The following is a 21,814-nucleotide window of genomic DNA, read 5'->3' as shown; positions in this document are numbered from 1 at the left end:
CAGGCTGCTCCGGTCCCTGGCCCGCGGGGCAGGCTCCGCGGCCGCTGCCTAGAAACTGAGTTGCCGGGCCAGTGCCGGTGCCAGCGTCTTGGCAAAGGTGTTGGTCATATGGTTGTCCCGGTACACGAGCACGTTGCCGATGACGGCCGGGCAGATCCCCTGCCGGCAAAAATAGGCCGACATATCCAGAACCTCGACGCCGGGCACGCGTGCTCCGGCCAGCTGCAGGGGGTCTGTGGCGGCGCCGGCGCCGGATGTTGTGGACTGGCACTCGGGCGAATCCCGCCCATTGGCTTGGACGCAGTCCGGTGCCGAAAATTCCGGATACGGTGTGTCGGGCACGACGGCCACGCGGATCCCGGCTTCCCGGAGCGGCGTCAAGAGTTGGACATAGCCGTTGACGAGTTCTTCCGGGCTGCCCCACGTCCAGTTGAGAGCTTCGCGGTAGCCGGCCGGCGCCATTCCCGATACCACCACCAACCGTGGCCGCAGCTTCAGGATGCGCTGCAAAGTGGCCTTGTTCTGTTCAGAGCAACTGCGGTACACCGTGGTGCCATTCGCGGCCGGCGCTGCCGTGAAGGGGCACCCGTTCCGGACCATGGCCTGTACCTTCCAGCCCCCGGCTGCGCCGGCAATCACGAGCGGATCCACGTACTGCGCGGCGTGTGAGTCCCCGACGACGACCACCGTCTGAGTGGCGTCCGGCGCGCCGAAAACGCATTGGTCAGCCCCGGTGACGGCCGGGTTGAACTTCCCGCACGTCTCCGTCCAAGTCAGTGGCACATCCTTCATGGCGACGGCGGGATCGGGCCGGACGGGCACGCCGTCGGGGACGGCGGCGGGCCGGACGGGATCAAACGCCGTCGCGCCGGGATAGTCGCGCAAATTCAAGGCCGCGTTCAGCTGCTGCGACTTGGCTTCGACGACGCCCCACGGCACCGCAGCTGCCACCGTCGACGCCACGATCAGTCCTGCTGCCAGGACGAAGGCATTCCGGCGCAGCAATTCCCACCGTCCGGGCGTCGATCCTTGGGCGGCCGGGGTTCCGTGCCGGAACTTCTGCTCGACGAGGTGGTAGGAGGCTGCCGCCAGGGCCAGGCTTATGGCCACAATGGCGGTTCCCTGGATGACGCCCGGAGCCCGCCCGAGGTGGAAGACGTAGATCACGACGACGGGCCAATGCCACAGGTAGAGGGAATATGAGAGATCGCCGATGTAGGTCACTGGCCGCAGGCTGAGGACCCGGCTTGCCGAGTAACCGGCAGGGCTGCCCGGAGTGGCCGGTTCGACCGCCGGCGAACCGGCTGTGAGCAGCAGCAATGTCCCCGCGACGGGCAGGAGGGCGATGCTGCCCGGGAAGTCCATCGCAACGGAGAGTGCCATCGCGGAAAAGACGATCACGCCCAGGCCGATCCAGCCCGAAAGCCAGGCCCGCAACGGGCCCAAGCGCAATTTGGGAATCAGCAGGGCGCCGATGCCCCCGGCGCCCAGCTCCCAGATCCGCGTGGTGGTCGCAAAGTACGCCATGTCGTGCTGGGAGGACGAGAAGGCGACGCTGTGGACGAAGGACGCCAGCGACACTACCGCCAGGATCCATAAGGAAACGGTTTCGATCCGGAGGCGCCGTTTCACAGTGACGGCCACTCCCGCCAGCAGGATGACGGGAATGATCAGGTAGAACTGCTCTTCCACTGCCAGGGACCAGAAGTGTTGAACTGGAGACACGAGGGCGGTCGCCGCGGCGTAACTGTCCACGCTGAACGCCTGGTTCCAGTTCTGCACTTGCAGGGCGGACATGATGACGTCCAGAGAAATGGACTGCCAACGGTTCTGCGGCAGCAGGACCACGGCGCCCAGCATGGTCGCCAGCAGAACCGTGGTGGCAGCCGGCAGCAGGCGCCTGATCCGTTTCGCGTAGAAGATGGAGAGCCGGATGCGTCCGGTACGCGCAAGTTCCTGGACGAGCGATCCCGCGATCAGGAAGCCGGAGATGACGAAAAAGACGTCGACGCCGACAAAGCCGCCGGGGAGTACAGCGGGCCAGACGTGATAGATGATCACCATGCCCACCGCCAGGGTGCGCAACCCCTGGATGTCCAGTCGCCGGCCGTTCCTTCCCGCGCAGGAAGCGCCCGTCTTGCTGGCGGGCCTGGCCCGCTCGGGGGAACCCGGGGGTTGGGGCAGAACAGCCGCCGGCGGCAAAGAGGTCACAGTTCTCTTTCTGTTTTCAAACAACGTCATCGTCATTTTTGCGCTATGTGCGTTTGCCGGGAACCTGAAGGGACCATGTCCAGCGGACATGGTCCCAACAGAAACGCTGCCGGTACCGGCTGCGGTACCGCCTACGCCCGCAGCCGGGCAACGGCCTCATCAATAGGTCCGTCGAATAATACGTTGCCATGCTCGAGATAGACACCCCGGGCACAGATGCGCGACACCAGGTCAAGATCGTGGCTGACAACCACCAGCGTCTTGCCGTGCCGGGCCAGTTCCTGGATCTTGGCTATGCACTTGCGCTGGAACGGCTCATCTCCGACGGCGAGGATTTCGTCGATCAGGAAGACCTCGGGATCGGTGTGGACTGCCACGGAAAACGCCAGGCGCAGGTACATGCCGGACGAATAGAACTTGACTTCCGTGTCGATGAACTCGCCGATCTCGGAGAATTCGATGATCGCGTCGAAGCGTTCGTTGATCTGCTTCTCCGTCATCCCCAGGATCGCTCCATTGAGGTACACGTTGTCGCGGCCGGACAGGTCAGGGTGGAAACCCGCCCCGACCTCGATCAGCCCGGCCACGCGACCGCGCGTATAGACGCTGCCGGAATCCGGGAGCATCACGCCGGAGATGTGCTTGAGCAGGGTGGACTTGCCGGAGCCGTTGAGGCCGAGCAGCGCCACGGTCTCCCCCGTCTCCACCATCAAGGAGACGTCCTTCAGGGCGTGGAACTTCTTGGAAAGATCCCCCTTGCGGCCCTTCACGAGCCAGACAACCGCCTCCTTGATGGAACGGGTGTGGCGGAGCACGAACTCCTTGCTGACGTTGGAAACTTCAATCGCGTTTGCCATTTAGAGCTCCTGGGCGAAGCGGCCTTCAAGCCGCCGAAAGGTTAGCTGTCCCAGTGCCAGGACCACCAGCGAAATGATCATGCCGACCGGCATCCACAGGCTGAACAGGTTCGGCGGCATCGCGGCAGAACCGTCAGTTGTGGGGTACCAGAAGGCATAGTGGAACAACTCGACGCCCACCGTGATGGGGTTTGCCTGGTAGAGGGCGAAAAGCCCCGGTCCCAGCTTTGCTTCCACCATCGTCCAGGAGTACATGACGGGCGATGCCCAGGTCGCCACCATCAGGAGCATGTCAACGAGGTTTTCCGAATCGCGGAAATACACGTTGGCGGCCCCGAACAACAGCCCGAGCCCGGTGGCAAGGAAGCCAACAATGGCGAATCCGCCCACCGCCGCCAGAAGCTGGAACGCGTCCGGATGCCAGCCGGCAAAGACGCACCCGATCACCAGGACAACGAGCTGGGGGAAGAAATGCACGGCCGACACCCAGACCGACGCCACCGGAAACAGCTCCCGGGGAAGATAGATCTTCTTAATCAGGTTGCCGTTGTTCACGATCGATCGCGCGGAGTTCCCGAGGGCTTCGGAGAAGAAGTTGATCAGCACGATTCCGGAGAAGAGATACACGGCATAGTTCGAGAGGCCGTCCGGGTTCCGTGCACTGCGTTCCAGGCCCAGGAAGACACCCAAGGCCACATAGAACACGAGAAACTGCACAGCGGGCTTCACATAGGACCAAAGGAGACCAAGAACGGAGCCGCGGTAGCGGACTTTCAGTTCCTTGCGGACCAGCAGTTTCAGCAGAAAACTGGACTGGCGAAGATCCCGAAATCCACCACCGAGACCCGGGCGGGTCAATTCCCCGGAAATCGTGGTTGTCACGCTATTTCACTTCGCTCTGGCGCTTTTTGTGGAGATCTTCTTCAAGGAATCCAGGGATGTGAGCTCTGGCATCGCCGCTTTGGCTGTTGGCGTCAAAAGTCTTCTTCCACGCTTCCATGGAGGTTATCTCGGCGAGGGCACCTCGATACTCCCGTTTGAGGGCCGGCCATCTGCGGAGCACTTCCGCATACACCTTCATACTTTCTGCGAGCAAGCTTCGGACCCGGCGGGGATCGCGCTTATACCAGGACACTGCGCTGCCCTCGGCGTTGGATACGAGCGCGCTGTCGTACTGCGAGACCCTCCACCATTTGTTGTCCTGATGGGCCACGATGGTCTCAGGATGGGCCTTGCTGGAGTCCGAAACAGGGAAGCCGACGTGCTTTACCACCGTCTTTGCTACCCACGGCACCAGTTGCAGATAAGACGGCACTGATACGCCCTTGCCGCGTCGGGGCACCTTCGTGGACATCACCGACGGATAGTCGTCAAAGCTGGGCTTGAACTGTGCTTCCGAGAACTGCTGTGCCATTGACCGGATTTCGGGGAGCTTGGTGGGGAGAATTTCGTGCAGGCCACGGGGGCCCCGCAACAGGTCCTTCATGGCCTCGATGCGGCCCTGCAGCGTGTAGTACTGCATCGAAATGTTGTGCTTCAGATCCAGCTTGATCGAGTTCTCCACGAGGCCGCCGCCAAAGTCATAAGGGCTGTGCAGTAGTGCGTAGATGAATCGGTTCCGGGTGTGGAAGTAGGCCTGCCAGCCGACCAGGTCGTCTTTGTCAATCCAGGAGACGTGCCACACTGCCGAACCCGGCAAGGAAACCGTGTTGTAGCCCGCGGCTTTGGCACGTACGCCGTACTCCGTGTCGTCCCACTTGATGAAAACAGGCAACGACAGACCGATTTCTCGGATAACAGCGGTGGGGATCAAGCACATCCACCAGCCGTTGTAGTCGACGTCTACACGCCGGTGCATCCAAGGCGTGTCCCGCAGGTTCCGCTGCGCGAAGTTGTGGCGCATCTGTTGGTCGGGATTGGCTTCAGCCGGGCCGATGAAGTAAGGATTGACGACCTCACCAAGAGTGTGGAGGACGTTCCGGTCGTGAAGGTCAAACATGTGGCCGCCGACCAACGTGGGCTTCTTACAGAAGTCAGCGAAGGTGCCCAGCCGGATAAGGCTTTCAGCCTCGATAACGACGTCGTCGTCAAGAAGGAGGACGTAGTCGCTGCCATTCTCCACAGCCTCGTACATGCCACGGGCAAAGCCGCCGGATCCGCCTAGGTTGTTTTGGTCAATGATGCGGAGCTTGCCGCCGAGAGCACTCTCAACTTCGGCGAAGCCCTCGGCTTCCGCCACTTTTTCGGTGCCCTGGTCGACGACGATTACTTCTTTTACCTGCTCCAACGCCTCGGGATGTTGCCCGAGAATGCGGAGGTTATTGATGCAGAAACCCGTCTTGTTCAGAGTCGTGATTTCAAGCGTGATCGAACCTGTCTGCCGCCGCTCGGCCTGGGTCTGCCATTCGGCTCCGACAAAATCCATCCCCTCGGTTCCGGCAGTAACGTCGAACCAATACCAGCCGCCGTCGCCGAAGGGAGCCAAGGAGAGAGTGAACTCAGTTTGTGCGTCTCCGGAGACCCTTGTGGTCTCGACATGCTGAAGCGAACCCCGGGCGTTGGAGCGGTAGATGCTGACGGTGCCGCGCCCGGAAGTACGCACCCTCAGGCGGACCTCCTCCACGGTGGTCCAGCGACGCCAGTAGCTTGCCGCGAATGCATTGAAGTAGGTTGCGAAGGAGATGCGCTCACCAGCACGCACTGACGCGCTGGTCCGCGACGTGATGTCATCTGCGTGCACCATGCGTGCCGGGTTAAAAACGTTGACCGGCGCCTTGGTACTGCCGAATCCCCCATCGAGATCCGTAGAACTGCTAACCACACCGGAATCCATGTACAGCGGGAGGGTTTCAAGACCCCGCTCGCCCGGGAGGATGACGCGCTGGATAGTATGCCAAGCGGCTTCGTTGCCCGTGTCCGCTGTCAAGGTTTTATTGTCCTGCTGACCTACACTCATGCGTCCACTCCTCCGCTTTCAATCTTTGCGCCGCCTTCGAAGTGCGGGCGGATCTTGTTGTCGAACATGGTCAGGGCCGAGCCGATCGCCATGTGCATGTCCAGGTACTTATAGGTACCGAGGCGGCCCCCGAAGAGGACATCCTGCTCGGCCGCGGCCAGGTCGCGGTACTTCAGGAGCCGGTCGCGGTCCGTGGGCGTGTTGATCGGGTAGTAGGGCTCGTCGCCCTTCTCCGCGGCACGGGAGAACTCGCGCATAACGACCGTCTTCTCCGTCTGGTAGTCGCGCTCCGGGTGGAAGTGGCGCGGCTCGATAATGCGGGTGTACGCAACGTCTTCGTCGTTGTAGTTCACTACCGACGTGCCCTGGAAGTCCCCGACGTCGAGCACTTCTTCTTCGAAGTCGATGGTGCGCCAGGACAGATCGCCTTCGGCGTAGTCGAAGTAGCGGTCAACAGGTCCGGTGTAGACGACCGGGATGTTGCCGACCACCTTGCCCTTGCTGTACTCGTGGGACTCATCGAAGAAGTCCGTGTTGAGCCGCACCTCGATGTTGGGGTGTTCGGCCATCTTCTCGATCCACGCCGTGTAGCCGTTGGTCGGAAGGCCCTCGTACTTGTCGTTGAAGTACCGGTTGTCGTAGTTGTAGCGCACCGGAAGGCGGGAGATGATGCCCGCGGGCAGGTCCTTCGGATCCGTCTGCCACTGCTTGCCGGTGTAGTGCTTGATGAACGCCTCGTAGAGCGGGCGGCCGATCAGCTGGATGCCCTTGTCGTTCAGGTTCTGCGGGTCGGTGCCGGCCAGTTCGCCGGCCTGCTCCTTGATCAGTTCCTGGGCCTGCCCGGGGGTGAGGTTGGCCCGGAAGAACTGGTTGATCGTGGCCAGGTTGATGGGCAGGGAGTAGACCTCGCCCTTGTGCACGCCGTAGACCTTGTGGACGTAGTTCGTGAACGTCGTGAAGCGGTTCACGTACTCCCACACGCGGTCGTTGGACGTGTGGAAGAGGTGGGCACCGTAGCGGTGCACCTCAATGCCGGTCTGCTCTTCCTTTTCGCTGTAGGCGTTGCCGCCAATGTGGTGCCGGCGGTCGATGACGACTACCTTCAAGCCCAGCTCAGTGGCGGCCTGTTCTGCGATTGTCAGGCCGAAAAAGCCCGACCCTACGATGACGAGGTCAGCGGTCACAAACTCTCCTGGTTCGAATGCGGGCAGCGCAATGTTGTGCATTGTCTGCTGGTCTAGCCTACCTGAGTCCCTGTGGGTACCGGCGAATCGCGGCTGGCCCCGCGATCAGATGGCACCCCCGTCACGGGTCCGGGAGCTCCGCATGGCGGGGGCAGCGGCGCCGCTCCGAAGCGTTTTCCACATGGATCATTTTCCCCGGCGCTGCCGGGCCGGAGCCTCCCTACTCTGGAACCGGACCCGTGGAACAGGACGGCCGCTCGGAAAGGATGCCGCGGATGATTTACCACTGCACTCTCGCGCCCAGCAGCCTGATGCAGAGCGCCCCCGCAGCAGGTACGACGCCGGACGGGCAGCTCATTGAGCTGTCCGTCGAGGTCCCCGACCCGTGCCCGGGCGCGGGCCTGGAGGCTGCCGTCGCCCGGTGCTACGGGACCGGTGAGCTGTCTGTCCGGGGAGCGCCGGTCGCCGCCATGACCGTTGGCGTGCCTCCCCTGGTCCAGGGTGCTGTGCTGGTTGAGGGTGCTGGGCTCGTGCCGGGATCGGGAGCGGGATTCAGCTCCGGGCCGGGCCGACGGCACACTGCCACGTTGCTGCTCGCCGTGGACAGCGGTCCCGGCGCGGGCACGCTGGTCGCCCTGCGGCGGGGAAGCTTCCGGATCGGACGCGGGGGCACCGAGGTCGTGATCCCTGATGCCGCGCTCTCCCGGGAGCACGCGCGCCTGGACGTCGGGGACTCGGACGTCACGATCATGGACCTCGGCAGTGCGAACGGCACCAGCGTCGATGGCCGGAGCGTGCGAACGGCCCCGGTGACCACGGCGTCCTCGATCCGCTGCGGCGATTCCACTATCTCGCTCCGGCTCGGGCCATCGGGCGTGCCCCGTGCTGCCCCGGACGCCGTGACGGTGCTGGCAGGCTCCAGCGTTGCCGCGCCGCTGGTTGTCCGCGGCACCGCCGCCCAAGGCCACCGGGCCGCCATGGCGCTGGCCGCGGTGCTGCCGCTCCTGGTCGGCGTCGGCATGGCATTTCTCACCGGCATGTGGATGTTCCTGGCCTTCACCGCAGTCTCTGGCGTGTCCGTCCTGGTCCCGTTCCTCTCGGGCCGCCGCCAGCGTCGCGAGTTCCAGGCCGCTGTGGCGGAGGCCGCCCTGCAGGACAGGGAACGACGCCGGCACGCCGCACCTTCCGCGGCTGACCTGACCATTGGTTGCGCGGCTGCGGTGCCCCCGGCAGCCCGTGCGCCTGGCGGAGAGCCGCCGGACATCTGCCTGCGGCTCGGGCTGGCGGAACAGAGCGCGAATATCCGGCCCGAACCACCCGACGCCGGCTTTCGGCCACCGTCGCTCGGCCAGGTGCCCCTGACCTTGGACCCGGTCCCGGCGGTGGTGACCGTCCACGGCCCCGCGCCCGCGACGGCCGGACTGATGCGCTCGTTCATCCTGCAATTGGCCGCCTATCCCCTGGCGGACAGCACCCGACTGCTGCTGCATGGCCCTGCGGACACGGTGCCGTTGCCGGCGCGCTTCCTGCCCGGCGTCACACTGTCCGCGAATGACGCCACCACTGCGGCCGTGCTGGCCGCCGGTTCCGCCGCTCCCGACGGTCCAGGCGCTCCCGACGGTCCAGGCGGTCCAGGCGGTCCAGGCGGTCCCGGCCGCCCCGGCGGCCCCGGCGATCCCGGCGGTCCCGGCGGTCCTCCGGGTCATGGCGGGGGATTTGACCGCGGCGTCCTCATTCTTTGGGACACTCCGGCGCAGTCAGGCGCCGCGCCCGGTCCGGGCGCTGCTGGCGCCGGCCCGGCATTCAGGGCAATGGCGGCGGCGCATGGGTGGAGGGTGATCGAGTGCTCGCCGGAGCCCGGTCCCGGCGTACACCCCGGCATTGTCCTCGGCCGGCGCGGCGCCCTGATCAAGGTTGGGTCCCCGCCCGTGGACTTCGTGCCGGATCTGGTCCCGGCCGAGGTCTTTGACCGCTTTTGCCGTGGGTTCAGCGCCGCACGGCGTACGCCGCCGGCTCCCCCGCCGGCTATCCCCCAGCATTGCAGCCTGGCCGACGTCCTTCCCCTCGCGGCACAGGACATCTCCCGGCGCTGGTCCCGGAGCGGCGCGGAGGCCGGGCTGGGTACGCCCGTCGGCGTGGCGGCCCGGGGTGCCGTGCGGATCGACCTGAAGGCTGACGGTCCGCACTTCCTGGTCGCGGGGACCACGGGTTCCGGAAAGTCGGAGTTGTTGCGGACTCTTGCTGCCGGCCTCGCGGCCAGCCATCCGCCGGACCGGGTCAACTTGCTCTTCATAGATTTCAAGGGCGGCTCCGGCTTGGGTCCGCTCACCGGCCTCCCGCACTGCGTCGGCATGCTGACCGATCTGGGCGCTGCGCAGGTGGAGCGCACATTGGTTTCCCTGCGGGCCGAGGTCCGCCGGAGGGAGGAACTGCTCGCCCGGGCCAATGCCCCGGATCTCGCGGCCTACGAGGCGTCACCGGCCGCCGGACCGCCCGTCCCCTCTCTGGTCATCATCGTTGACGAGTTCAGGATCCTGGTGGACGAAGCGCCCGGCGCCCTCACCGAACTTATGAGGATTGCCGCCATCGGCCGGTCACTGGGGATCCACCTCATCATGGCCACCCAGCGCCCGCAGGGAGCCCTGAACGCCGACATCAGGGCCAATGTCACCACCTGCATCGCGCTCCGGGTCCAGTCCGGCCCCGAATCCTTCGACGTTATGGGCTCTGGGCTCGCGGCCGCGATTCCCATCGCACGCCCCGGGCGGGCGTTCCTGGTCCGCGGTGCACAAGCTCCGGAGGAATTCCAGACAGCCACCCTGACGCCCCGGGCCGACCCGCGGTCAGACGGGACGGTCACGGTTCGCACGGCCACGGACGAGCTGACCCGGTCACCGTCAGCCGCCGGTTTCCGGGCCGACGGCTCCGCCGGACGCGAAGCAGACGACGGCGCGGCCCTGGCACCGGTTCCGGCTCCGGCGCTGGCTGCGGCCCTAACTCCGGCGCAGGGGGCGGCGGCGTTGATCGACGCCGCTGCGGCCGTGTGGCAGGGTCTCGGCACACGAAGGCCCCGCCGGCCGGTGGCAGATCCGCTGCCGGCCCTGCTGCCGCACCCAGGTTCCGGGCACGCCGGGCGGGACATGGTCCGGCTGGGGCGGGTGGACCTGCCGGAGCTCCAACGCGTCACAGAGCTGGGCTGGAGTCCCGCCGGGCATGGGCATCTGGGCCTTGTCGGCGCTGAAACCGGTGCCGGGGACCGAGTAATGGCCCTCGCGGTTGATCAGCTTCTGGCCGGCAGGGTGGAGTCGCACCTGTACATACTTGACGCCGCCGGCGCTTTCAGCGGCGCCGCAGCGGAATCCCGGGTCGGCGCCGTAGCCGGCCTGCACGAAGTGCGCCGGGCTGCCAGGGTGCTGCGGCGGGTCGCCGAAGAGGCCACGTCACGGCTCGGTGCGCCTGCTGGCCGGCCGCGGCCCGGGCTGGTCCTGGTGGTCAGCGGCTGGGGCGCCTGGGTTTCGGCATTCCGCTCCGGGCCGCTGGCCTGGGCAGAAGACCTCGTTCATGACATCGTGCGGGACGGTTCCCGGGCAGGGATCACTGTCCTCGTCTCCGGCGGGCGTGAGCTCGTGACCGCGAGGTTCTTCGCTGGCCTGCCCAACCGGATTTTCTTCCCTTTAGGCTCGACCGACGAAGGCCGCCTTGCATGGCCGCGGCTTCCCGCGCTGGAGCCTCTCCCCGGCCGCGTGGCCGTGTTCGGCGCCTTTGTTCCCGCGCCTCTGGCGACCGGGCATGCGGCCCAGCTGTTCGAACCAGCGGCCGCGGGCGGGCGGCATCCCACGAGAGGGGCCGTCTCGACGAGGCCCTTCCGGGTGGACGCGCTGCCCGGGTCGGTGACCGTGGACGAGGTGCTGACCCGGTGCGGCTCCGGTCCAGGGCAGAGGATTCCGGCGCCTGCTGCCGCGCCCGGCGCCATGCCCGGCCCGGCTGATGTCCCGGTCCCGGCGGTTGCTTTGGTCCTCGGGGTCGGCGGCGACGAACTGCGGCCGCAGGGGATCCAGTTGCCCTCCGGCGGCGTTCTCGCGGTCCTCGGCGGCCCCGGCTCGGGGAAAAGCACGCTGCTGGCTGCGCTGCCGGGGATGAACCCTGCTTGCGCCTGGCTCGCGCCGCGGCCGGGAACCGCTTCCGGCCAGTACTGGTCCGGGCTCTACGCCAGCGCGCTCGCGGGCACCTTGGACCGGACAGCGATTGCGCTCGCAGATGACGCCGATCTGCTCTCACCCGAGGCCAACAGGGCCTTGGCGTCCCTGAACAGCCTGGGCTGGAGGGTGATCCTCACCGCGGGATTTGGCTCGGGCTTTGGGCAACGGGTGGATCTCGCTGCCATCGCGCGCGGCCAGGGGCGGGCGGTCCTGATACGTCCGCGCGGGCTCATGGACAGTGAGCCGTTCGGGGTCCGGTTCGAACCGGACCACAGTCCTCCGCCGGGACGCGCAGTCGTCATTTCCGACGGCCGCGCGACGCCGGTCCAGCTGGCTGCGCTCCGCCCGGCCGGCCGGGCAGCACTCCTCCGCGCCAACGGCGGCCCGGACCACATCTTCCCCGGGCGGCACGCCGCACAGGACGGACCTCTACAGGGCGGGAGGGGCTCCGGCAGCCCGTGAGGCGAACGCTATGACCCGCTTGTCGAACAGAAGCACGATCGCCATCACAGCGGGGATCAGCATGGCCAGTCCGGCCACCGGATAGCCGCCGGTCAAGGTGGGGAAGCCAATGGTCAGCACAAAGATTTGGGCCACCAGGGCACCGGCCCGCGGCCAGCGGAACCCCCGCAGCAGGAAGCGTGCGACGGCAAAGAGCCACACGGAGAAGGCCAGCAGCAGGCAGAGCGTAAAGACGGCACCCCAAAAAGAGAGTACCGGCGCCCCGGTCAGAAGCTGGGTCCCGTACCAGACGCCCGCCACGAGCAGCGCCGTGGCTTCCAGTGCCACGACCACAGCGATGACAACAATTCCCCGAGGCCGCACAAGGCCACTGCCAGGGGCTTCGCCCGGATTCGGCAGCGAATTTGCTTCGGGAGGCCCGCCGGCATTTTCAGGGAGACTCTCACCGGGGTTTTCGCGGGGATTCTCACCGGGGTTTTCGCCGGCATTTTCACGGGGATCTTCAGGGTTCACAGGGGGCCTTGACACACTGGCACACTACCGGACATAGTCGTCTAGATGTGAGGACGCCGCCACTGAATGTGATGCATCGCTCACGGTCTCGAGGCATCTTGGCCTCTATTACCCCTTGTTTACACAGCGTTAACATGACACGCTTAATCCAGATGACCGAGGGGGCCCCAATGGGCCCTTTTCTTATGAAGCCTCTAGTGAATAATTTCACAAAGGCATTTAACGAGTTCCCAGGAATGGAGTGACTGATCAGCATGGATTGGCGTAACCGCGCAGCCTGCCTTGACAAGGACCCGGAGCTGTTCTTCCCCGTAGGAAACACCGGCCCTGCCCTCCTGCAGATCGAGGAAGCGAAAAGTGTTTGCCGGCGCTGCCCGGTCGTGGACACCTGCCTGCAGTGGGCATTGGAGTCCGGCCAGGATGCCGGAGTGTGGGGCGGGATGAGCGAGGACGAGCGCCGCGCCCTCAAGCGCCGCGCAGCACGGGCACGGCGCGCCTCCTGATTCTGCTGCCCAAGCACCGATAGCTACGGTGCCGGCAACGATCGCACGACCCTGCAGCAATGGCCGCGGACCCACAGGTCCGCGGCCGTTGTCCGTTTAAGCCGGTGCGCCCGGAGCCGGCGGTGCGCCCGGCATCAGCGCGGCGTCAGGATGTCAGCGCGGCGTCAGGCTCAGGACAATCTGGACTGCGGTTCCCCCGCCGTCCCTTCCCTGCCAGTGGATGGTGCCACCGAGTTCACTCATGACCAGCGTGCGGACAATCTGCAGGCCCAGGCCCTCGACGTAAGGCGTGTCCGGCAGTCCGACGCCGTCGTCCTCCACCGTCACGGTGAGAAGTTCATCCCCGTCCTCGCTCTCCGACCGGTCGGCGATGAGCCAGACAGTACCGGTGCGCCCCTCCAGCCCGTGCTCGACCGCGTTCGTGACCAGCTCGTTGATGACCAGGGCCAACGGGGTGGCGAAGTCGCTCGGCAGGTCGCCAAAGAGGCCGGAACGCTGTGTCTTGACCTGCTGCGAGGGCGAGGCGACCTCGGCAGAGAGCCGGAACTGGCGGCCGATGAGCTCGTCAAAATCAACGCTCTGGGTCAGGCCCTGCGAGAGCGTCTCGTGAACGAGGGCAATGGTCGCCACCCGCCGCATGGCCTGCTCGAGCCCCTGTTTGGCCTCGTCACTGACCATGCGCCGCGACTGCATCCGCAAGAGGGCGGCGACAGTCTGCAGGTTGTTTTTCACCCGGTGGTGGATCTCGCGGATCGTGGCGTCCTTGGTGACCAGCTCCATCTCCCGGCGGCGCAGCTCCGAGACGTCCCGGCACAGGACCAGGGCGCCGAACCGCTGCTGCTCGTCGCGCAGCGGGATCGCGCGCAGCGAAAGACTCACGCCGCGTGACTCGATTTCGCTGCGCCACGGCATCCGGCCCGTGACGACGAGCGGCAGGGTTTCATCGACCATGCGCCGGTCCCGCAGAAGCCCGGCAGTGACCTCGGCGAGGGACCGGCCCTCGAGGGACTCGCCGTCGCCGAGGCGGCGGAACGCGGAGACCCCGTTGGGGCTGGCATACTGCACGATCCCCTCGGCGTCGAGCCTGATCAGACCGTCCCCCACACGCGGCGCGCCGCGGCGCGAGCCTGTGGGCGACGCGAAGTCCGGCCACAGGCCCAGGGTTCCCATGCGCAGCAAATCGTAGGCGCATTGCCGGTACGTTAGCTCGAGCCGCGAGGGCATCCGCGAACTCGACAGGTCCATATGGGAGGTCACGATCGCCAGGGTGCGGCCGTTGCGGACCATCGGAACCGCCTCGACCCGCAGGGCCATGTCGCTGCTCCAGTTGGTCTCGTTGGAGCGTTCGATCGCGCGGCTCTCCCACGCCTTGTCGACCAGCGGCTGCAGGTCCGACCGGATCCCCTCCCCCACGAAGTCGGCGTGGAACACCGTGTGCGTGGTGGAGGGGCGGACGTGGGCCAGTGCCACATAACCGAACTCCGGGTGCGGAAACCACAGGGCCAGGTCGGCGAATGCGAGGTCGGCGACCATCTGCCAGTCGCCGACCAGGAGATGCAGCCATTCGGCATCCCCCGGGCCAAAATCAGCATGTTCCCTGATTGGGTCCGTAAAGATTGCCACAGCACCTCCATTTGCGACGCCAGGGACGGCAGCCCCTTAGCGTCGGACGATTGACCTCAAGAGCCTCAATGCTACCGACAGTGAGGCCATGTCATCGGCCTCGAGCGCATTGACCTCATCAAACATTGACTTCGCCCGGCCCAGCTGCTCCGCGTTCTGGCCCTCCCAGACCGCAAGACGCTCCTCGGCGGGAGTCCCGGCCGGCGTGCACTCGAGCACCGCCGTCGTCATGTCCGAGACGGTGGAGTAGAGGTCATCACGCAGGGCTGCGCGGGCCAGGGCCTGCCAGCGGTCCTCCCTCGGCAGCTTGGTGATGCGTTCGAGCAGGGAATCTGCATGGAAGCGGTTGAAGACCGTGTAGTACACGTGGGCAATATCGGCCACGGATTCCTTGCTGCCGTGGACGATCTTGGCGATGTCCAGGAGCACGAAGCTCTCGAACAGTTCCGCCCAGCGGTGTGCCAGGTCTTCCGGAAGGTCCCAGCTGCGCGCCTTCTCCAGCCATTCGGCCACGCGGGCGCGGTCGTCGCCCCGGAGGTAGTCGAGCAGCCGGGCCCGCATGGGATCCATCAGCGGCTTGAATTCGGCCACGATCTCGGCGATCGGACGGGACGCCGAGCCTTGGCCGAGGAGCCACCGGACGGCGCGGTCCAGCAGCCGCCGGATGTCCAGGTGGACGGTGCTCCAGTGTTCGGTCGGGAACGACGCCGGCAGTTCGTTGAGTTCCTTGACCATGATGTCGAGCTCGTAGACCTCGCGGAGGGCCACGAACGCCTTGGCGACGGCGGCCTCCGTGGCCGAGGTTTCCTCGATGGCACGGAACGCGAAGGTGATGCCGCCGAGGTTGATCATGTCGTTGGCAACCACGGTCGCGATGATCTCCCGGCGCAGCGGGTGGGTGTCCAGTTCGGCGTCGAACCTCTCCCGCAGCTGCTCCGGGAAGTAGGCCCGCAGCGTCATGCGGAACCACGGGTCATCGGCGAGGTCGCTGTCGCGCAAAGCGGTGGCAAGTTCGATCTTGGCGTAGGCGGCCAGGACCGACAGCTCCGGGGAGGTCAGCCCCTGGCCCTGTTCCAGGCGCTCGCGCAGCGTGTCCGTGGTGGGCAGGGCCTCGAGGTCCCGCTTGAGGTCCGCCGACTTTTCCAGCCAGTCCATGAGCCGTTCGTAGCTCGGGCTCCATTCGGAGACCCGCATCCGGTCGTTGAGGAGCAGGATGTTCTGGTCGATGTTGTCCTCGAGCACCAGCCGGCCGACCTCGTCGGTCATCGAGGCCAGGAAGTCCGCACGCTCGGCGGGCTCAAGCTTGCCTGCCGCCACCATCCGGTCCACGAAGATCTTGATGTTGACCTCGTGGTCCGAGCAGTCGACGCCGGCCGAGTTGTCGATCGCGTCCGTGTTGAGGATGACGCCCTGCAGCGCGGCCTCGATGCGTCCGCGCTGGGTCATCCCCAGGTTTCCGCCTTCCCCAACCACCTTGACCCGCAGTTCGCGGCCGTCAACGCGGATGGCGTCATTGGCCTTGTCGCCGACCTCGGCATTCGTTTCGGTGCTGGCCTTGACGTAGGTGCCGATGCCGCCGTTGTAGAGCAGGTCGGCCGGGGCGAGGAGGATGGCGCGCAGTAGCTCCGGCGGGCTGAGTTCTGTGGTGCCCTCCGGGAGGCCGAGGGCGGTCCGGATCTGCGCGGACACGGGGATCGACTTGGCCTGCCGGGCAAAGACGCCGCCGCCTTCGCTGATGAGCGATTTGTCGTAGTCATCCCAGGAGGACCGGGGCAGTTCGAAGAGCCGCTGGCGTTCCGCGTAGGACGTTGCCTCGTTAGGGGTGGGGTCGAGGAAAATGTGCCGGTGGTCGAAGGCAGCCAGCAGGCGGATGTGCTTGGAGAGCAGCATGCCGTTGCCGAACACGTCGCCGGACATGTCGCCGACGCCCACCACGGTGAAGGGCTCGGCCTGGGTGTCGAGGTCCAGTTCGCTGAAGTGGCGCTTGACCGACTCCCACGCGCCGCGGGCGGTGATGCCCATGGCCTTGTGGTCGTAGCCGACGGAGCCGCCGGAGGCGAAGGCGTCGCCGAGCCAGAACCCGTATTCGCCGGCCAGTCCGTTGGCGATGTCGGAGAATGACGCCGTACCCTTGTCGGCCGCGACCACAAGGTAGGAATCGTCGTCGTCATGGCGCACGACGTCGGCCGGGGGCCGGACGGTTTCGCCCTCGGGCGTCACGATCAGGTTGTCCGTGATGTCCAGGAGTCCGCGGATGAACGTTTTGTAGCTCTCAACACCTTCGGCCATCCAGGCGCTGCGGTCTGCCGCGGGGTCCGGGAGCTGCTTGGCGTAGAAGCCGCCCTTGGCGCCCGTCGGAACAATGACGGCGTTCTTGACGGTCTGCGCCTTCACCAGGCCCAGGATTTCAGTGCGGAAGTCCTCGCGCCGGTCCGACCAGCGCAGGCCGCCGCGGGCCACCTTGCCGAAGCGCAGGTGCACGCCCTCGACCCGGGGCGAGTAGACCCAGATCTCGAACATCGGCCGCGGGAAGGGCAGGCCCTCGATCAGGGACGGATCCAGTTTGAAGCTCAGGTGGGGCTTGTTCTGGAAGTAGTTCGTGCGGAGCGTGGCCTGGATCAGGTTCTTGAACGTGCGCAGCAGGCGGTCGGCATCGAGGGTCGCGACCTGCTCGATCGCTGCATCCAGTCCGGCGAGGACCTCTACCTCCCTGAGCACGCGGTCGGAGTCGCTGAGCGCCGGGTCGAACCGCGCTGTGAACAGGGCGCTGAGTCCCCGGGTGACGTCCGGGTTCGCCAGCAGGGTGTCAGCCAGGAATCCGAAGGAGTTGGTGTTGCCCATTTGCCGCATGTACTTGGCGTAAGCGCGCAGTACGACAACCTGGCGCCAGTGCATGCCCTCCCGCAGTACCAGCCGGTCGAAGCTGTCGGATTCCACGGCGCCGGTCACGGCGGCGCCGAAGAACTCGCCCAGCAGCTGGCCGGTGGCTTGGGGATCCACGCCGGCGGGGTACTTGAGGCCGAGGTCGTAGAGGAAGAAGTCCCGGTGATCCGCGGTCTCGATCTCGAACGGGCGTTCGTCCAGGACCTCGAGGCCGAGGTTGTGGAAGTACGGCAGGATCTGGCTCAGGCTCTTCGGCTCCAGCATGTAGAGCTTGACGCGGGCGTCCTCTTCCAGTGTGGCTCCGGCGCCGTCGGGGAGGTACACGTGGACGCCCGGGTGCTCCTTGACGGCTTCGCCGGCCCGTTCGGCCGCGGCACCGTACTTTTCGAAGCGGTCGATGTCCTGCAGCGCGTCTTCGATCTCGTAGTCCACCCGGTATCCGGCCGGGAACGCCTCGGCCCAGACCGCTGCCAGTTCCTTGGCGCCGTCCTCCTTGGTGCCGCCGTCGCCGCGGGCGCGCAGAACTTCGGAAATGCCTTCGCCCCAGGAACGGGCGGCCCGGACCAGCCGCTTCTCCAGTTCGTCGCTGTTGACATTGCTGACGTCGGCGTCCTTGGGCAGCCGGATCCGGAAGAAGAGGCGGGCCAGAGCGGACTCTGTCATGCGCGCCTCATAGTCGATGGAGACGGCGTTGAAGGTCTCCCGCAGTTCCTGCTCAATGCGCAGGCGGACGTTGGTGGTGTAGCGGTCGCGGGGCAGGTAGACGACGGCGGACATGAAGCGGCCGTAGATGTCGGGGCGGAGGAAGAGCCGCGTCCGGCGGCGTTCCTGCAGCCGCTGGATGCCGGTGGCGATGGCGGCGAGGTCCGGGATTTCGATCTGGAAGAGCTCATCGCGCGGATAGGTTTCAAGGATGCCGAGGAGGTCCTTGCCCGAGTGCGAGTCCGGCGGGAAGCCGGCGTCGCTGAGAACAGCGGCGACTTTCTCCCGGACTACGGGGATATCGCGGACGGAACCGGCGTAGGCGGTTGTGGCGAACAGGCCGATGAAGCGGCGTTCGCCGTTGACGTTGCCGGCCGCGTCGAAGCTTTTAACGCCGATGTAGTCCAGGTACGCCGGGCGGTGCACGGTGGAGCGGGAGTTCGCCTTCGTGATCACGAGTGCGCGCTTCTCGCGGGCCTTCTTCCGGCCGGCCTCGGTGAGGTGCTGGACCTGGCGGGTGTCCGCGCCGGCGCGGAGCAGGCCGAGGCCGCTTTCCTCGCGCAGTTCCAGGACATCCTCGCCGGATTCGTTCACGAGGTCGTATTCGCGGTAGCCGAGGAAGGTGAAGTTCCCGTCATCGAGCCAGCGGAGCAGGTCCTGGGCCTGGCGCAGCTCGGCAATCTGCGCCCGGTTGGCCACCCGGTCCAGATCCGCGGAAATTTCAAGGGCTTTCGTGCGCATCTTCGGCCAGTCTTCGACGGCGGCGCGGACGTCGCCAAGCACGCGGGAGATTCCCTTGACCAGCTCCGCGCGCTTCTCCTCGCCGACGAGGTCGATCTCGACGGCGATCCAGGATTCCATGTGCGAGGCGTTGTCGCCCTCGGCGATCAGGTGGGAGAGGTTCGGCATGGCCGCCGTGTCACCGCTGGAGATGCCCAGGTGGGAGGGGACGCGGGCCACCTTGACGAGGTTGCCCGTCTCCCGGTTGCGGGTCACCACGAAAAGCGGGTGCAGCACGAGGTGGATGGGCGCGTTCTGGCGGACCAGCTCGGCGTTGACGGAGTCCACGAGGAAGGGCATATCGTCGGTGACGATGTACAGGACGCTGCAGTCTGCCTCGTCACGAAGGTCGATGTTCGCGATGCCCGGCTTCCGCGTCGCCGCGATCTGGCGGTGGGTTTCGGTCCTTGCCGTCAGGACTTCCTGGGGATAGGCCCGGAAATCCTCCTCCGCGAGGTGCTCGTAGTAATCCCCGAGGTAGCTTTCGCTGCTACCGATCGAAACGGGCTGATCCTCCACGCTGGACCCAGACGACATCGAAACGCCTCCATAAAAGAAGTTCACAGCCGCCTCTTTGCGGCCCTTACGTTGACCCTAACCCTTTGCCCGGCGTCGTGCTGTGGAAGAAAAGACAAAGGATTTCTTATTTCGCTGGGCAGGTGCACAAACCAAAATGGCGATCGCGTGCCTCAACTCGGATTCAGGGGCGGATTCGAGCAAAAGTGCCCCGGACAGGAGGGCGGCGTCGCTCGCCGCGGGGTCGGACGGCAGGAACGCCGACAACGGCGCCGAGGGGCCGTACCGCTCCCAGGCGGCCCGCAGCTGGCGTTCGGGCGAGCGCCCAACGGCGGAGGTCCTGACTTTGTTCAGGACCACTTGCGGCGCCGCCTGCGGGACGGCCGCCCGAAGCTCGGCGAGGCCGCGGACGAGCCTCGGCACCCCGATGGAGTCCGCCGCCCCGACGGCAAAGACCGTGTCGGCCAGCTCCAGGCTTCGCAGGGTCGCGGCGTTGCGGCGCGGCGCGCCACTGTCAAAGCCAATCTCGTCATCGGCTTCGAGGCAGAAGCCGGTGTCCACCACAGTGACATCCGCAATCTCCCGGGCCCGCTCCAGCACCAGTGTGAGGGCCGCGGCGCGCAGTTCCGTCCAGCGGTCCGCCCGCGTAATCCCGGTGAGCACCCGCAGCGCGCCGGCCTTGGTCGGCACGGTCGTGGCGATCCTGAGCAGGGCATCGGCGTCAAGCAGGCCCTGGTCTGCCAGCCGGCAGGCCTGGGCCAGCCCGGCGGCCTCGTCAAGCAGACCCAGGAGGGCGGCCACGCTGGCACCGTAGCTGTCGGCGTCGACCAGCAGCACGGAATGGCCTTCCGCGGCCAGCTCCCCCGCGATGTTGGCGGCCACCAGGGTCCGGCCCGGCGCGCCGGCCGGACCCCAGACCGCAATGATCCGACCCTTCGCGCCTGGGCTTGCGGTGACGGTGTGCGCCCCGGAAGACCGCGGCACCTGCCCTGCGGCGGCGACGGGCGCGGCGCCGTCCCCCGCGGCCGGTCCCGGGCCCTCTCCGGTGCCACTGAGCTGCGCCACCGCTGCGGAAATCCGGGCCGCCAGGGCCGCGGCGTCAACGGCCCGGGCTTCCGCTGCCACGCCAATGGTCCGCAGGCGGACAGTTTCCTCCGGATTGTCGGTCAAGGCGATGACGACGACGCCGACGGCGGACAGCCGGTCCACCAGCGAGGCCGTCAGCTCTTCGCTGCCGGCCGCTACGACGGCGGCGCGGGCCAACCCGCTCTGGCAGGCGGCCAGCAGTTCCGCCAGCTCGCTGCACCGCCGGACAACGGACACGGGCCCGTGCAGCCGCTCCAGTCCGCCGACCAGGTCATCGCGGGAGTCCCCCACAGTCACCACGGGAATGCTCATCGCGAGGTACCGCCCGGGTTCCACACGACCGCGATCTTTGCTTTGTTGGCCTGGGCCCCCAGCAACTTGGGCATCTGGGCGTCGGGAACGAGCACCATGACCACCGTGGAACGTGAGGAGCCCAGGGCCGTGCTGCCCGGGGTGATCTGGGCAATTTCGGCGCCGGAGAGGAGCAGGGAGGGCTCGCTGAAGCCGTTGCGGGTATCCGGCAACGCCACCCAGACATCCACGCGCGAGCCCGCCACGGCTTGGGCGGGAAGGGTCTCCTCGACGGTGACGGCCACGGGCTTGCGGTCCAGCCCGTCGAGCTGCCCGACACTCTCACGCGGCAGCAGTTGGTCCTTGCCGATCCGCTGCACGGCCACAAGTCCGGCATCCAGGCCGGCCTCCGGGGTCAGGTAGTGCTGTTCCACTTCGCCGAGCCGCACCTTGACCCGGTGCAGCTTGTCGGTTGTCAGCGTCTCGCCGACGGCGATCGGCTCCCGCGCCGCGTACGCTTCCGTGGTCTGGTCCGCGGCGCCGACCAGCGAGACCACGCCAACGACGGATGCCAGGACCAGCAGGATTCCGACGAGGAGCCGGGGGTCTTTCCAGGACGGCCTTTTCAAACGAGCCCCTTCGGCTGCCGCGCTTCCACTCATGCGTCCGCTCCCCCTGTCGTCGCCGTCCATTCCCGGATGCCGGGCACCCCTATTGTTGCGCCCGGGCCGCCCGGGTGGAAGATCCGGGGCCAAACAGGCGCAAACTGTGGATAACGGCACCAGTAGGCCTCAACGGTGGCAAAATGGGTTCATGCCCCGATTCCTGACTCTCGCTGACGTTGCCGAGCAGCTCCAGATCAACTCTCCGGCCGCCTACGCGCTCGTTCGCAGCGGCGAGCTGAAGGCAATCCAGGTGGGCGGACGCGGCCAGTGGCGCGTCGAGGAGAAGATGCTCGAGCAGTACATCCAGGAGCGCTATGCCGAGGCCAGCCGCATGATCGAAGAGGCCAAGGCGAAGTCCGCCGGAAGTTGAACCCGGCGGGCTG

At 66.5% G+C, this 21,814-nt stretch carries 13 protein-coding genes; 3 read left to right on the top strand and 10 right to left on the bottom strand.

Annotated features, from left to right (window positions below):
* Positions 1-48: 48 nt before the first annotated feature.
* The 5 genes from AC1DBX_RS05000 to glf all read right to left on the bottom strand — a co-directional run bounded on the left by AC1DBX_RS05000 (position 49) and on the right by glf (position 7,208).
* The gene (locus tag AC1DBX_RS05000; protein ID WP_476931197.1) at positions 49-2,241 is read right to left on the bottom strand and encodes an acyltransferase family protein; all 2,193 of its coding nucleotides are present in this window, start codon (positions 2,239-2,241) and stop codon (positions 49-51) included.
* Between the two features lie 101 nt (positions 2,242-2,342).
* Positions 2,343-3,068 carry an ABC transporter ATP-binding protein gene (locus tag AC1DBX_RS04995; RefSeq protein ID WP_476931196.1) on the bottom strand — a complete coding sequence of 242 codons (726 nt, stop codon included), beginning with the start codon at positions 3,066-3,068 and terminating at the stop codon, positions 2,343-2,345.
* The gene (locus tag AC1DBX_RS04990; protein ID WP_476931195.1) at positions 3,069-3,950 is read right to left on the bottom strand and encodes an ABC transporter permease; all 882 of its coding nucleotides are present in this window, start codon (positions 3,948-3,950) and stop codon (positions 3,069-3,071) included. It abuts the gene before it with no gap.
* A 1-nt stretch (position 3,951) separates the two neighbouring features.
* Complete coding sequence (locus AC1DBX_RS04985; protein ID WP_476931194.1) at positions 3,952-6,024, bottom strand: glycosyltransferase; 2,073 nt, start codon at positions 6,022-6,024, stop codon at positions 3,952-3,954.
* A complete protein-coding gene (gene glf / locus AC1DBX_RS04980; RefSeq protein WP_223916143.1) occupies positions 6,021-7,208 on the bottom strand; it encodes a UDP-galactopyranose mutase in 1,188 nt (395 codons plus the stop codon). The genes AC1DBX_RS04985 and glf overlap by 4 nt, the downstream gene beginning before the upstream one ends.
* 275 nt (positions 7,209-7,483) lie before the next feature.
* Between glf and AC1DBX_RS04975 the strand changes: the two genes are divergently transcribed.
* Entirely contained in the window at positions 7,484-11,869 is a 4,386-nt protein-coding gene (locus AC1DBX_RS04975) for an FtsK/SpoIIIE domain-containing protein (protein WP_476931193.1), read from the top strand.
* Here AC1DBX_RS04975 and AC1DBX_RS04970 read toward each other — a convergent pair.
* Positions 11,837-12,196 (bottom strand): hypothetical protein, encoded by a 360-nt coding sequence (locus tag AC1DBX_RS04970; RefSeq protein WP_476931192.1) that lies wholly within the window; start codon positions 12,194-12,196, stop codon positions 11,837-11,839. The genes AC1DBX_RS04975 and AC1DBX_RS04970 overlap by 33 nt on opposite strands.
* A 440-nt stretch (positions 12,197-12,636) precedes the next feature.
* Between AC1DBX_RS04970 and AC1DBX_RS04965 the strand changes: the two genes are divergently transcribed.
* Positions 12,637-12,885 (top strand): WhiB family transcriptional regulator, encoded by a 249-nt coding sequence (locus AC1DBX_RS04965; RefSeq protein ID WP_003804966.1) that lies wholly within the window; start codon positions 12,637-12,639, stop codon positions 12,883-12,885.
* A gap of 153 nt (positions 12,886-13,038) precedes the next feature.
* On the opposite strand, the gene AC1DBX_RS04960 is transcribed toward AC1DBX_RS04965, so the two are convergent.
* Genes AC1DBX_RS04960 through AC1DBX_RS04945 form a run of 4 tightly spaced genes read right to left on the bottom strand, consistent with a single transcriptional unit; the run spans position 13,039 to position 21,428 of the window.
* A complete protein-coding gene (locus AC1DBX_RS04960) occupies positions 13,039-14,508 on the bottom strand; it encodes a sensor histidine kinase (RefSeq protein ID WP_223916150.1) in 1,470 nt (489 codons plus the stop codon).
* A gap of 36 nt (positions 14,509-14,544) precedes the next feature.
* Entirely contained in the window at positions 14,545-19,410 is a 4,866-nt protein-coding gene (locus AC1DBX_RS04955) for an NAD-glutamate dehydrogenase (RefSeq protein WP_476848790.1), read from the bottom strand.
* 57 nt (positions 19,411-19,467) lie between these two features.
* Positions 19,468-20,787 carry a CpaE/TadZ family protein gene (locus AC1DBX_RS04950; protein WP_476887428.1) on the bottom strand — a complete coding sequence of 440 codons (1,320 nt, stop codon included), beginning with the start codon at positions 20,785-20,787 and terminating at the stop codon, positions 19,468-19,470.
* Positions 20,784-21,428, bottom strand: a complete 645-nt coding sequence (locus AC1DBX_RS04945) for a CpaB family protein (protein ID WP_230008166.1) — start codon at positions 21,426-21,428, stop codon at positions 20,784-20,786. The genes AC1DBX_RS04950 and AC1DBX_RS04945 overlap by 4 nt, the downstream gene beginning before the upstream one ends.
* 151 nt (positions 21,429-21,579) lie before the next feature.
* Here AC1DBX_RS04945 and AC1DBX_RS04940 point away from each other — a divergent pair, with 151 nt between their 5' ends.
* Positions 21,580-21,801 carry a helix-turn-helix domain-containing protein gene (locus AC1DBX_RS04940; RefSeq protein WP_018775212.1) on the top strand — a complete coding sequence of 74 codons (222 nt, stop codon included), beginning with the start codon at positions 21,580-21,582 and terminating at the stop codon, positions 21,799-21,801.
* The last annotated feature ends 13 nt before the right edge of the window (positions 21,802-21,814 follow it).

Source organism: Arthrobacter sp. 10N44_2, assembly GCF_056394385.1.
Note: the sequence above shows the minus strand (reverse complement) of the source record. Positions and strands in the feature narration are given on the sequence as shown.

Bases quoted from the DNA above. Each gene is read 5' to 3' on its own strand.
- AC1DBX_RS05000 (WP_476931197.1), bottom strand. From the start codon at position 2,241: ATGACGTTGTTTGAAAACAGAAAGAGAACTGTGACCTCTTTGCCGCCG.
- AC1DBX_RS04995 (WP_476931196.1), bottom strand. From the start codon at position 3,068: ATGGCAAACGCGATTGAAGTTTCCAACGTCAGCAAGGAGTTCGTGCTC.
- AC1DBX_RS04985 (WP_476931194.1), bottom strand. From the start codon at position 6,024: ATGAGTGTAGGTCAGCAGGACAATAAAACCTTGACAGCGGACACGGGC.
- AC1DBX_RS04975 (WP_476931193.1), top strand. From the start codon at position 7,484: ATGATTTACCACTGCACTCTCGCGCCCAGCAGCCTGATGCAGAGCGCC.
- AC1DBX_RS04965 (WP_003804966.1), top strand. From the start codon at position 12,637: ATGGATTGGCGTAACCGCGCAGCCTGCCTTGACAAGGACCCGGAGCTG.
- AC1DBX_RS04955 (WP_476848790.1), bottom strand. From the start codon at position 19,410: ATGTCGTCTGGGTCCAGCGTGGAGGATCAGCCCGTTTCGATCGGTAGC.
- AC1DBX_RS04950 (WP_476887428.1), bottom strand. From the start codon at position 20,787: ATGAGCATTCCCGTGGTGACTGTGGGGGACTCCCGCGATGACCTGGTC.
- AC1DBX_RS04945 (WP_230008166.1), bottom strand. From the start codon at position 21,428: ATGAGTGGAAGCGCGGCAGCCGAAGGGGCTCGTTTGAAAAGGCCGTCC.
- AC1DBX_RS04940 (WP_018775212.1), top strand. From the start codon at position 21,580: ATGCCCCGATTCCTGACTCTCGCTGACGTTGCCGAGCAGCTCCAGATC.